The sequence below is a fragment of the Frankia sp. AgB1.9 genome, from assembly GCF_016786355.1.
GTDB lineage: Bacteria > Actinomycetota > Actinomycetes > Frankiales > Frankiaceae > Pseudofrankia.
Map to the genome: position 1 here is coordinate 1 of NZ_JADWYX010000004.1, position 12,196 is coordinate 12,196.

12 protein-coding genes and 1 pseudogene are annotated in these 12,196 nt (G+C 73.1%); 8 read left to right on the plus strand and 5 right to left on the minus strand.

Annotated elements, in window-relative coordinates; translation table 11 throughout:
* Positions 1-308: pseudogene (locus tag I6A60_RS02320) on the plus strand (hypothetical protein); the annotation flags it as partial.
* A 10-nt stretch (positions 309-318) separates the two neighbouring features.
* Here I6A60_RS02320 and I6A60_RS02325 read toward each other — a convergent pair.
* The gene (locus I6A60_RS02325; RefSeq protein WP_203016736.1) at positions 319-861 is read right to left on the minus strand and encodes a GNAT family N-acetyltransferase; all 543 of its coding nucleotides are present in this window, start codon (positions 859-861) and stop codon (positions 319-321) included.
* 49 nt (positions 862-910) lie between these two features.
* On the opposite strand from I6A60_RS02325, the gene I6A60_RS02330 reads away from it, so the two are divergent.
* From I6A60_RS02330 to I6A60_RS02340, 3 genes are all read left to right on the plus strand, one after another.
* On the plus strand, positions 911-1,522 hold the full coding sequence (locus I6A60_RS02330; RefSeq protein ID WP_203016734.1) for an XRE family transcriptional regulator: 612 nt from the start codon (positions 911-913) through the stop codon (positions 1,520-1,522).
* Positions 1,519-2,307, plus strand: coding sequence for a MerR family transcriptional regulator (locus I6A60_RS02335; protein WP_203016732.1), 789 nt, complete (start codon positions 1,519-1,521; stop codon positions 2,305-2,307). Before I6A60_RS02330 ends, I6A60_RS02335 begins: the two co-directional genes overlap by 4 nt.
* 65 nt (positions 2,308-2,372) lie before the next feature.
* Positions 2,373-3,266, plus strand: a complete 894-nt coding sequence (locus I6A60_RS02340; RefSeq protein ID WP_203016730.1) for a hypothetical protein — start codon at positions 2,373-2,375, stop codon at positions 3,264-3,266.
* Between the two features lie 125 nt (positions 3,267-3,391).
* Here the strand turns inward: I6A60_RS02340 and I6A60_RS02345 are convergent, their stop codons facing one another.
* Positions 3,392-4,234, minus strand: coding sequence for a S9 family peptidase (locus I6A60_RS02345; protein ID WP_203016728.1), 843 nt, complete (start codon positions 4,232-4,234; stop codon positions 3,392-3,394).
* Positions 4,235-4,372: 138 nt separating this feature from the next.
* Between I6A60_RS02345 and I6A60_RS02350 the strand changes: the two genes are divergently transcribed.
* Positions 4,373-5,308 (plus strand): 2-hydroxyacid dehydrogenase, encoded by a 936-nt coding sequence (locus I6A60_RS02350; protein WP_203016812.1) that lies wholly within the window; start codon positions 4,373-4,375, stop codon positions 5,306-5,308.
* Between the two features lie 30 nt (positions 5,309-5,338).
* Here I6A60_RS02350 and I6A60_RS02355 read toward each other — a convergent pair whose 3' ends face one another.
* Positions 5,339-6,829: an acyltransferase gene (locus I6A60_RS02355; RefSeq protein ID WP_203016726.1), complete on the minus strand. Its 1,491-nt coding sequence runs from the start codon at positions 6,827-6,829 to the stop codon at positions 5,339-5,341.
* 397 nt (positions 6,830-7,226) lie between these two features.
* Here I6A60_RS02355 and I6A60_RS02360 point away from each other — a divergent pair, with 397 nt between their 5' ends.
* The gene (locus I6A60_RS02360) at positions 7,227-7,877 is read left to right on the plus strand and encodes a Uma2 family endonuclease (RefSeq protein ID WP_203016724.1); all 651 of its coding nucleotides are present in this window, start codon (positions 7,227-7,229) and stop codon (positions 7,875-7,877) included.
* 182 nt (positions 7,878-8,059) lie between these two features.
* On the opposite strand, the gene I6A60_RS43290 is transcribed toward I6A60_RS02360, so the two are convergent.
* Entirely contained in the window at positions 8,060-8,692 is a 633-nt protein-coding gene (locus tag I6A60_RS43290; RefSeq protein WP_203016717.1) for a calcium-binding protein, read from the minus strand.
* 79 nt (positions 8,693-8,771) lie between these two features.
* Between I6A60_RS43290 and I6A60_RS43295 the strand changes: the two genes are divergently transcribed.
* Entirely contained in the window at positions 8,772-9,764 is a 993-nt protein-coding gene (locus I6A60_RS43295) for a nitroreductase/quinone reductase family protein (protein WP_203016715.1), read from the plus strand.
* Positions 9,765-10,127: 363 nt separating this feature from the next.
* Positions 10,128-11,006: an AraC family transcriptional regulator gene (locus I6A60_RS43300; protein WP_203016706.1), complete on the plus strand. Its 879-nt coding sequence runs from the start codon at positions 10,128-10,130 to the stop codon at positions 11,004-11,006.
* Here the strand turns inward: I6A60_RS43300 and I6A60_RS02380 are convergent.
* Entirely contained in the window at positions 10,908-12,080 is a 1,173-nt protein-coding gene (locus I6A60_RS02380; protein WP_203016704.1) for an MFS transporter, read from the minus strand. The genes I6A60_RS43300 and I6A60_RS02380 overlap by 99 nt on opposite strands.
* Positions 12,081-12,196 lie beyond the last annotated feature (116 nt).

Sequence of the window (12,196 nt, forward strand, 5' to 3'; positions counted from 1 at the left end):
CGCAGGCGCTCGACCACGCGACCGGCTACCTGCTCGCCGCGTCGATCATCGACGCGCTGGTCGACCGCGCCGCCGACGGCCGGGGCCGCGACCTCGCCGCGGCCCTCGCCCGCACCGCGGCCTGGCTGCTCGACCGGCCGGACCGCGAACCGGGCCACGCTCCGGCCGCGGCGCCCACCGCGCGGTCGGCCGTCACGCACGGCACGCGCACGACCGCCCGTCCGGCGATCCCCGGCTTCGACGACTACCCGTTTCCCGCGCACCCCTGGGGCAGCGACCAGGCCACCTTCGGTGAGCCCCGGCTCTGAGGCCGGGGTATCAGGCGACCGGGTTGGGCGGCTTGACGGGGTCCTCGTCCGGCGTCAGGTCCAGCTGCAGCCAGGCGACGTCGTGCCAGACGCCGTGCTTCCAGCCGATCTTGTACATGACCCCGACGTCGGTGAAGCCGAAGGCGTAGTGCAGGCCGTTGCTGGCGTCGTTCGGCTGGGTGATCCCCGCGATGACCCGGCGGTAGCCGCGCTCGGCGAGCCGGGGCAGCAGCGCCTGGTAGAGCGCGCGCCCGGCGCCCGTGCGGCGCCGGCCCATCCGCAGGTAGACGCTCGCCTCGCAGGACCAGCCGTAGGCGGCGCGGGTGTGGTACTCCCGCCCGTAGGCGTACCCGACGATCGTCCCGTCGGCCTCCAGTACCAGCCAGGCGTGGCGCTCGTTGGACCGCTGGATCCGGCTGGCCATCTCCTCGATCGACGGGACCTCGGTCTCGAAGGTGATCGCCGTGTCGGTGACGTAGTCCGCGTAGATCGCCGTACAGGCCGGGGCATCCGCCGCGGTCGCCGGCCGGATCCGCCAGGGTTCGCTAGGCACGTTCCTATAGTAGACGCGAGACTTACCATAGTTTCACTAGGCTGGAGCCGTGAGTGACGAACTCGGCGCCGCGCTGGCGGCCACCGTCCGATCCGCCCGGGCCGCGCGCGGCCTGACCGTCGCGGGGCTGGCCGACGCGTCCGGGGTCTCCCGGGCGATGATCTCCAAGGTCGAACGCGCGGAGGCCCAGCCGACGGCGGCCCTGCTGGCCAAGCTCTCCGGCGCGCTGGGCCTCACGCTCTCGGAGCTGATCGCGCGGGCGGAGAGCGGGCCGTCGCGGCTCACCCGTCACGACGAGCAGCCCGCCTGGACCGACCCCGACAGCGGCTACTCGCGTCGCGCCGTGTCCCCGCCGGCGAGCACCGGTCTGGAGCTCGTCGAGGTCGAGCTGCCCGCCGGGGCGACCGTGGCGATGCCGGCCAGCACCTATCGCTTCATCGACCAGCAGATCTGGGTCCTCGCCGGTCGGCTCCGCTTCGTCGAGGGTGACGACGTCCACGAGCTGGACCAGGGCGACTGCCTCCAGCTCGGCGCCCCGGCCGACTGCGTGTACTTCAACCCGGCCGAGACCCCCTGCCGCTACCTGGTCGCCCTCTACAAGCTGTCCGCGCCGCGCGGCTTGACCCTGACGCGAGGTCAGGGGACAGAGTCGGCGGTGTGAGCAGCGATCAGGCGGAGACCGGCACCGGGCTCACGGTCGGGCAGGCCGCGCGCCGGGCCGGGATAACCGTCCGGACGCTGCACCACTACGACCGGATCGGCCTGGTCCGCCCGTCGGGCCGCACCACCGGCGGGTACCGGGTCTACCACGGGCCCGATCTTGAGCGGCTGCGGCAGGTACTCGTGTACCGCGAGCTGGGATTCACGCTCGACGCCGTCCGAGCCCTGGTGGACGACCCGGACGTGGACATGGTCGCGCACCTGCGCCGGCAGCGGGAGCTGCTGGTCGAGCGGGGCGCACGGCTCGCCGCGATGGTCACCGCCATCGACAACGAACTGGAGGCACGCGCGATGGGCATGCGACTGACGCCGGACGAGCAGCTCGAGGTCTTCGGCACCGACCAGGTCGGCGGGGCCTGGGCCGACGAGGCCGAGCTGCGGTGGGGCGAGACCGACGCCTACCGACAGTCCCAACGCCGTACGGCCGCCTACACGAAGGCCGACTGGGCCCGGATGAAGGTCGAGTCGGACGAGGGCCTTCGTGCCTTCCGCGACGCGCTGCGGGCCGGCCTGCCCGCGGACGGGCCGGCCGCGATGGCGCTCGCCGAGCAGCACCGCCGGTTCATCACCGACTGGTTCTACGACTGCGACCACACCATGCACCGCAGCCTCGGCGAGCTGTACCTGGCCGACGAGCGTTTCACCCGGCTGTACGAGGACATGGCCCAGGGTCTCGCCCAGTACGTCCGCGACGCGATCGCCGCCAACGCGGACGCCCAGTCCTGACGCCGGACGGCCAGGCGCCCGCGGCAGGGGTTGACCTCGGTCGAGCGGCGGAATTGGGTTGGGTCATGGTCGAGGTCAACGTTGCCCAGCGGATGTGGCGGCTGTTCGAGCCGGTGCACGCCGTCACCTACTTCGCGCCGGCCAGCCTGGCAGCGTGGGAGGACGCCGGCGTGCGGGGCTACTGGCGCGGGTACTTCGCGGGCCGGGCCGCGCCGCTGGGACCGGTCGAGGCCGGGCCGGTCGTCGGCGCCTTCTTCGGGTTCGCGCCCGCCATGGTGACCCGCGCGCTGCCGGAGGTCTGGACCCGGATCTCCCCGGAGAAGGCGCTGGCCACCCGGCTCGACGGCGCCCGCGCCGCCCTCGGCCCGCTGCTCGCCGGCACCGACCCGGACGAGGTCGCCGAGCTGGCCACGCTGCTGCGGTCCACGGCCGAGGCGGCGCCGGTCGCCGGCCGTGTCCTCGGCGCCGCGAACGCCGCGCTTCCCTGGCCCGACGACCCGGTCGCCGTCCTGTGGCACGCCAGCACCATCCTGCGGGAACACCGAGGCGACGGGCACGTCGCGGCCCTGGTCACCGCCGGTCTCGACGCCCCCGAGAGCCTCGTCTGGCGGGTCAGCAGGGGCGGCACCGACCGTGCGTTCTACCAGCGGATCCGCGGTTGGACCGACGACGAGTGGGACGCGGCGGCCGACCGGCTGCGCGCTCGCGGCTGGCTCGACGCCGCCGGCGCTGCGACCGCGCCGGCGCTGGCGGCCGCCGACGACCTGGAGGCGACGACGGACCGCCTCGCCAGCCCCGCCTGGGACGCGCTCGAACCAGCCATGACCGAACGCGCCGCGACGCTGCTCGCTCCGATCGCCCAGGCCGCCGCGCCGCTGCTGATGTGGCCCAATCCCGTCGGCGTGCCCGACCCACGAGCCCAGGCGCAGGCTGACCGGGACGAGCGGCTCGGCAGCTAGCCGCATCCATGATCGGGTGGATTCGGGGTAGCCCGGGCTACCCCGAATCCACCCGATCATGAGACCTGCTGGGACCGCTGGCCGACCAGCCCCGCCACATAGCCGACGTGGCTGCCGCGGTCCGGTTACAGGTGCGCGCGCAGCCAGTCGCCGACCACACGGTCGACGACCTTGGCCAACGGGAGCTGGGGCGCCGGTTCGAGGCCGGGACGCTCGGCCAGCGGATGGTCGAGGCCCTCGATCGTCGTCAGCCGAACCCGGTCGGGCTCCCGGTACTCGGCCTGGAGCGCGGTCACCAGGGCGTCCGCGTCGGCGCGGCTGTTCGGGTAGTCGAGCGCGCCGCTGACCAGAAGGACGGCCGGTGCCGGCCGGCGGGCGCTGACCAGGCCGGCCTGGGCCACGAAGTCCAGCCGGCCGGCCGCGGCGAGGGCCGGCTCGGACCAGTCGTAGGTCGTGCCGGCGGCCGCGGTGAAGATCTCGACCGCGGTGCGTGCCCGGATGGCCGGGTTGACCAGCGCCACCACGGAGACCTCGACCGGCAGCCGAGCCACGACGTCGAGCGCGACGTTGCCTCCGAGGGACGCGCCGACGACGCCGATCGGCCCGTCCCGGAAGGCGAACATCTCCCGCAACGCGTCGAGCGCCGCGGGGAACTCGTCGGTGGCCTGGCGGACGACGGGTTCGACGTAACCCAGCATCGGATCGGCCAGCGCCGCCTCATACCCGTCGTCCCGCGGGCGCCGCCCCACCCACGGCATCCCGAGATGCACCCGCCACGCGGGCACTGCGGCCAGCGGGAGCGCCGCGGCGAACGCGGCGTCCGAACGCGGCGCGTCCATCATGTGCCAGGTCACCACCAGCGGCGCGGGCTCGCCTGCGCCGCCGGCCGGTGGCAGCGCCGTGAACGGGACGCCGGCCGCCCAGCCCGTGATCGCTTCGCCGTCGAGGGCGGTCGTCGTCTCGGTCATGCTGGCAACCTAGAGCGGCGACAGGCCGGACCGGGCCGGCGCTCGGCTGGCAGCAGAATCTGTCTGCCGACGGCAGACGGACGGCCGCGCGACGCGCTCACGGCCACGAGCACACGACATCAGGAGGAGACCTCGTTGTTGTCCGGACACCACGGGCCGCTGGTCGTGACCGTTCCGACCGAGGACCTCCGGGCCGCGCTCGCCGCCATGCCCGGGACGGAGGTGACTGTCTGGGACCTGTCCGGCCCGCCGGCCCGGGTGGATCTCGACCTCGTCGTGGTGCCGTACATGGCTGCCCCAACCGTGCTGACGGCGCTCCAGGGCTTGCGCCCGTTGGTCGTGCAGAGCCAGTCCATCGGCTACGAGGGCGTCGGTGCCGTGCTTCCCGACGGCCACACCTTCTGCAACGCCGCGGGGGTGCACGAGGCGTCCACCGCCGAGCTGGCGATCGGGCTGATGATCGCCAGCCAGCGCCGGCTGCCGACGTTGCTGCGCGCGCAGGCCGATCACAGGTGGGCCCACGCCGAGTCCCCGGCGCTGGCGGACTCGAAGGTGATCGTGGTCGGCCAGGGCGGTGTCGGCCGGGCGGTCGTCAGTCGCCTGAAGCCCTTCGAGGTCGACGTCGTCCGGGTGGCGACGAACCGCCGGGTCGACGCCGACGGCGTCGTTCGCGCGGTCGGCGAGCTGTCGGATCTGCTGCCCGACGCGGACATCGTCGTGCTCGCCGTGCCGCTGAACCCGAGCACGGCGGCCCTGGTGGACCGGAAGTTCCTGGCCGCGATGAAGCCCGCCGCCCTGTTGGTGAACGTCGCGCGCGGCGGGGTGGTCATCACCGCGGACCTGGTCGACGCGGTCCGGGCCGGCCGGGTCAGGGCCGCGCTGGACGTCGTCGATCCCGAGCCGCTGCCGCCGGAGCACGCCCTGTGGGGTCTTGACGGCGTCATCCTCACTCCCCACGTCGGTGGGCACAGTGCCGCGATGCGACCGCGCGTCGTCGCCCTGCTCCGCCGCCAGCTCGACGCCCTGTCAAGCGGTGCGCCCCCGCACAACGTCGTCATTCCGGCCCGTCCCTAGCCGCGTGCCGCCGGGCCGGCGGGCTCGGCGTCAGATGGGCGGGCGCGGTTGTCCCAGCTCCCAGCCGGCGTCGCGGACCGCCGCGCCCACCAGGCGGTCACCGGTGCCGGCCGCCGCGGCGGCCATCGCGGGCTGGCCCGCGACAGCCGTCAAGGTGGGCTGACGGTCCGGTGGGCTCACCCGGTCCGTCCGCGAGGCGGACCGGCGGCGGCGCTGGATGGGTCGTTCGACCAGGTAGTAGGACGCGGCTGCCAGCGCCACCGAGATCGCCGCGACGGCGAGGATCGCCGGCCACCGGCCGAGCGAGCCGGTCAGGTCGTCACCCCAGTGCGCGACCACCGGGAAGTGCCAGAGGTAGAAGCCGTACGAGATCTTGCCAAGCCAGGCGAGCGGCCGGGCGGCCAGGGCGCGGAACAGCCAGCTCGTCGTCAGCCCCTGCTCCAGGGCGAGGACGACGACCCCGGCGAGCAGCGCGACGACGGTGAAACCGCCGCGCGAGAGCGAGGTCGGCCGCGGGCCCCATCCGCTCGGCGCGGTCATGGCCGCCACCGCCAGCAAGGCGAGCGCCACGGGACCGACGACCGGGAGGACGGCCCGCACCCGGGCCAGGCGGCGTTGCCAGGTCAGCGCTGCGCGGCCCCCGCCGTCCGCCCCGCTGCGCGCCGCCCGCAGCCAGGCGGCCAGCGCGCAGCCGACCAGCAGCGCGTCCGCGCGGGTGTCCAGGGCGAAGTAGGCCCGCGTGCCCGACGCCCCGAACGCGACCAGGACGTTGCGCCACACCAGGACCGCGGCCACCCCACCCAGCAGGACCAGGGGCAGCCTGCGCGCGAACCACGGCCGGCGGCACAGGGCGATCAGGAGCAGCGGCCAGAGCAGGTAGAACTGCTCCTCCAGCGACAGCGACCAGGTGTGCCCCAGCCAGCCGGCGCCCGTGCTCTGCCGGGCGACCTGGAAGTAGTTGTTCAGGTAGAGCATCGAGGCGGCCAGGCTGTCGAGGAACTCGGACCGGTCGCTGTCCGGGCCCATCCCCAGCAGCACGACCGAAGCGAAGCCGACCAGGGCCAACAGCCAGAACGCGGGCAGCAGACGGTAGGCGCGGCGCAGATAGAACCGGGGCAGGGACACGGCGCCGGTCCGGTCCCACTCGGCCAGCAGCTGCCCGGTGATCAGGAAACCGCTGAGCACGAAGAACACGTCGACGCCCAGGTAGCCGCCGCGCAGCGAGTCCATGTGGAACACGAGCACGGCGAGGACCGCGAGCGCCCGGACGCCGTCCAGTGCGGGGTTGTAGCCGCCAGGCCGGACCCCACCCCGTTCCATGGCCCCGGCCGCCGGGCGGGCCGCCGTCTGGTCGTGGCGGCCGGCCAGCTGGACGTTCTGCCGGGTCTGGCAAGGTTTGCGCGGCGGTGGCGGCCAGGTGGCCGGGGCGCCGGGCCGTTCGCTCGCGGCCGCTCGGCGAGTCTGCGCCATCACCGTCGCGCCGCGCGGCGCTCCGGCCGAGCCGTCTTCCTGTTCCGTCATCCGCACTCCCCTCAGAACTCCGGGCTGCCCACCTCCTGGCTCTTTGCACACATCTATCCCGTTAACCTGGGCGCCACCTGTCAGGTGGACCTTGCGGCCGCGGCCCACCGGCCGCCCATGACCTGCGGAAACAGCCCGTCACGGGCTACGGCCGCGCCGCCGTCGCCGGTCCGGGTCGAGCACTCCCGCCAGCCGCCGAGCCCGCCAGCCGCGTTGGCGAGGTGGCCGATCGGCCTAAGAGGCTAGCGGCGTCCGCCCCGCCGACGCCCCAGCGAGCATCACGGCGCGTCGCGCATCGATCTGGTTCCGTAACCGGATACGGCGACGCCCGAACATCAGGCCAGCACCTGTTTCGACCGGCGGTGGCGCGTCGGGAGTGGCGGGTAACGTGACGGGCATGGCGACGCCAGAGGCTCCCGACTGGTCGTGGCTACGTGCCGCGGCGCAGGCGCCCGAGATAACTCTCGATCTTTACGAAGAGCTTCCCGAGGATCTCGCCAGCCGGATCGAGGTCTCGGACGGCTCGGTCGTCATCTGTCATTCGCCCAGCGACAAGCACCTGACAGTCCAGCACGCTCTGCTCAACGCGCTCGCCGAGGCCGCTCGCAAGCACGACCAGCGCACGGGGACCTGTCACCGGGTCCGTGCCGACATCGACGTCCTGCTCACGGAGGTGCCGTTCCACTTCCGTCGCCCGGACCTGACCCTCTTCCGCTGCCTCGACGACCCGCGCCGGGGGCGGTGGCAGGGCAAGCCAACCGCGGCCGACACGTTGATCGTCATCGAGATCGTGTCACCTGGATCGGTCTCAGACGACCTGCTCGTCAAGCGAGTCCGCTACGCCAGGGCGGGCATCGGCTTCTACTGGATCGTCCGGCTCGCTCAGAACGACGGCCCCGCGGTGTCCGTCGAACGGCTGCGGCTGACGTCGGACGGCACCTACGCGATGGAGCAGGTCACCTTCCGGAAGAAGGACCTCCTCGCTGTCGACGCCATCGACCCCATCGAGGTCACCGCGACCTGGGACCAGCTGGACGAATGGCTCTGAAGCCGAGCCAAGACCGGTCAGGGCCCACCGCCCAGGCGATGGTGATCCGACCCCAGGTGACGCCAGCCAACTAGCCGGCTACCCGCTCCGCGCCGGCCCTTCCCTCCTGGCCACCTCGTGATCTTCGGCAGCCACCCGCGCCCGGGACCAGGGTCGCGGGCGCGGGTGACCGGTGGGTCGCGTCAGTTCTGGACGAGCTCGCAGCTCGCGGCGGTCTCGACGTTCTTGCAGATGTCGCTGCCGGCGCCGCCGTCGATGAAGTCGAAGCCCGTGCCGCCGTTGAGCACGTCGCCGCCGCTGCCGGAGGTGATCGCGTCGTTGCCCGGGCCGCCCATCACCGACAGGGCACGGTTCGGCGCCCCGCCGTTGCCGGTGACCGTGTCGTCACCGTCGCCCAGGCAGATCACCACGCCGGACAGGTTGGGACCGACCTTCACGGTGTCGTTGCCGCCGAGGGCGTCGACCACGGCGTTGCTACTCGTGACGGTCAGGACGTCGTTGCCGTTCGTCCCGCTCAGCGTCACCGGGAGCGCGGCTCCCGAGAACTGGTCGACGCAGGTGCCGGCCGCCAGCGCCGGCGTGGCGGCGCCACCGACGACCGCCGCCGAGGCGACGAGGACGGCCGCCGCGCCTCCGAGCACGAGGCGACGCGCACCTGAACGCAGGGTGATCACAATCTTCTCCTCCCGACGCCGGTCTTGGACGTAGAGGTGTGCCAGCGTCACGGAGAGTTCGCTGGGCGGGTCGAGGTGGATGACGAAGGTCGGCTTGACGACAGTCCCGCCGACGGCTTGGCCGAACCGGTGCGGCGTCACGCTCGAATACGTCGGTTTGACGCCCAGTTAGTTATGCGCATAACGTTATGCGCATAACTTGTCTCGTCAGGGAGCGACCGTGGAGTTCGAGCACGCTGACGCCATCAACCAGGCCATCCGGCTCCTGAGCCTGCGCCACCGGGCCAGGGCCGCGGCCCTGCTGGCCCCGCTCGGCCTGTATCCCGGGCAGGAGGCGCTCCTGCTCGAGCTCGCCAGGACCGGCCCGATGATCCAGGCTCAGCTCAGCGAGGCCCTCGGCTGCGAGCCACCCAGCGTCACGCTCATGACCCGCAAGCTCGAAGCCTCCGGCCACCTCCGCCGCGCCCCCGCCCCGTCCGACAAGCGCGCGAGCGTCGTCGAGCTCACCGACCGCGGCCAGGCGGTGGCCGAGCAGGTCAAGGAGCTGTGGTGCGCTCTCGCGCAGGAGACCGTGACCGGCCTGCCCGCCGAGACGGTGACGGAGCTACCCGGCCTCCTCAACACCTTGACCCGCAACGTGGACACCAGGCGCCCCGACCAGCCACGCGGGCACCGGCCCGGTCTGGTCGCGGAATCGCGACGGGCCGGGCGCATTGATCAGCGCGGGCCCAGGACGGGCGACTACGAACCGAGCGCATTGGGGTTCGTGCGCGACCATGTCGAGCAGATCGTGCGCACCGGCACGACGGACGGCGTCACGATGAAAGGCCAGCCCATGGTGCTGATGACCTACCTGGGCGCCAGGAGCGGCAAGGTTCGCAAGACACCGGTGATGCGGGTCGAGCACGAGGGCAGCTTTGCCGCTGTCGCGTCCAACGGCGCCCAACCGGCCAACCCGCAGTGGTACTCGAGCCTGCTCGCCGAGCCGGTCATCGAGCTCCAGGACCGCGCGGTGACGCGCCAGTACCGGGCCCGCGAAGTGTTCGGCGACGAGAAGGCCCTCTGGTGGCGCCGCGCGGTGGACGCGTTTCCGGACTACGCCGACTACCAGCGCGGGATCGACCGCCAGATCCCGGTCCTCGTCCTCGAACCGGTCACCGACGGCACGGGACCGGCTGGTTCCGTGACGGCCGAGGTCGGCCCGGCGGAGTGATCGCCGTTTTGGCCCTCGGGTGGTCGTGAACCGACCCTTCTCACAACCAATCGAGGGCCAAACTCGCGATCATTCCTCGTCGGCCGCGATCGCCGAAAACGGGTAGCCGTATTCGGGTTCCCTCCCCGTCATCCGACTCCTCCCGAGTCATCGCAGTCCGAAGCCGACGGAACCACCTAACGACATCGACGAAGCCGTGGCTGCTCGGGTCCGGCGACGAGAGATCTTGCACCGCCCCGACAGGCGGCTCCACTCCGCGCAGCACGGTAGACCGCCCACTGGCCCGAGGTCCGGAATACGCCGTGCCTGGCGCAGCGCTCTGTCGGTGTGGCCGCGACCGTGAACGAGCCGAGGTCCGACACCGTGCGCCTCTCGACACACGGGAACGTCTGGGAGATGTCGCGGCTCCAGCACGAGCGCGTTCCGGCCGGCTCGGCGCTCCCGGGCGCGCGGGGTCCGTTGTGGGTGCTCGTCCTGGACGGTTCCGCGGAGCTCGAGACCGCCGCCGAGCGCCATGCTCTCGACCCCGGAGACGCGGCGCTCGTCGCGGCGCGCACCGCCCACCGACTCGTCGCCGGCGAGAACCTCCTGGTCGCGGCGGCGGACCTGCGACCGGTGGTGGCCTCGTCCTATCGGCTGCCGAGCCCGTTCGTCGTACGAGGGTTCAGCGGTCGCCATCCCGCCGTGACGCGCCTCATCGGAACGTGCCCGCTCGAAGGCCGGTGTCTCACGCCGCTGTTCGCGTTCGGCTACGCGAGCCTGCTCGGCGCCGCGCTGGTCACCTCCTGGCTGGAGACTCGCGAACGCGACGAGCGGCCGGGGCAGGACGAGGCCGTCGCCGACGTGCTCGCCGCGCTCGCGTCGGATCCGGGCGAGGACTGGACGCCCGAGCGGATGGCACGGGTGGCGCACCTGTCGCGATCCGCGTTGACGGCGCGGTTCCGGCGCGCGACGGGGCGGTCGCCGATGGAGATCCTGCGTGAGCTGCGGATGCACCACGCACGCACCCTGCTGGCCGACGGCTCCCAACCGGTGGGACGGGTGGCGTCCGCGGTGGGCTACGGCTCGGTCGCGGCGTTCAGCAGGGCGTTCGCCGCTCACCACGGCGCGGCCCCGCAGGCGTGGCGCGCGGCAACGTCGTCGTCAGCCGCGGGGCACCCGCAGGAGCCCGAAGCCGAGGCCGGCGGCGAGCGCCGAGGCGGCCCCGACGACCAGCGGCACCCGCACGCCGTGCGCGTCTAGCAACGCGCCGCCGACCGAGGCGCCCAGCGTGATCGCGACCTGGAACGCCGTGACCTGCAGCGACACCGCGGCCTCCGCGCGGTCTGGCTCGACTCTGGTCACCCACAGCTGGGTCGCGACCGGCAGCATGTTGAACGCGAACCCCCACAGCACGATCCCGGCGGCGAGCGGCACGACGGAGTGCGCCGTGGCGGTGACCAGCAGTCCGGCGGCGAGCAGGATCGGCGCCCCGGCCGCCAGCTGCCGCAGCCTGGCGGCGAGCGCGCCAGCCAGGAAGTTGCCCGCCATGCCTCCGACGCCCCAGGCGACGAGCAGCCAGGTCGTGTCGGCGCTCACCCGCTCGATCGCGACCCTGATGTACGGGTAGCTGGCGAAGTTCCCGAACGCGGCCAGGGCGACGCACCCGATCCCCGCCATGAGCCGTCGCCGCGCGAGGGCCGCCCGCAGCATCGGCAGACCGGCGGACGGATGCGCCGGCACCCCTGGCAGGCTGACCGCGAGCCAGGCCGCCGCGGCGGCACAGACGGCCGCGGCACCGGCGAAGGCGGCCCGCCAGCCGACGTCATTGCCGACGAACGCGGCCAGCGGCACGCCCAGTACCGTCGCGAGGCTCACCCCGAACGCGAGCGCGGTCGACACGGTGCTCGGCCTGCCGGGCATCGCGGTCAGGCCCGCGCCAAAAGCGAAGGACCAGAAACCGGCGATCGCGATGCCGAGCAGCAGTCGCCCCAGCAGCAGCACGGCGAAGTTCGGGGCGACCGTCACGGCGAGATTGGCGACCACGCCGGCGACCAGCAGCGCGATGAGCACCGAGCGCCGGTCCGTCCGCGGCAGCAGGAGCGCGATCGTGGGCGCCGTGAAGGCGCCCGCGATCGCGGTGGCCGCGACCGCGAGGCCCGCGACGCCCTCGCTGACGCCGATGTCCGCGGCCATAGTCGGCAGGACGCCCGCGGGCAGGAACTCGCTCGTCACGAGCACGGTCGTCCCCGACGCCAGCGCGGCCAAGGGCGCCCAGGCCGTCGCCCGGACGGTAGCCTCGCTGGTCGGCGCGGGCAGGGAGGTCTGGTTGCTCATGGGTTCAACGTGCCGCACCGCTGGCGAGCGGACTTGACTCCGCGACGCTTCCCGTTGACTCCGCCGCCTGTTCCGAGCCGCGCCTACGATGTTCCGCCGTCGCCGGTCGAGGCACC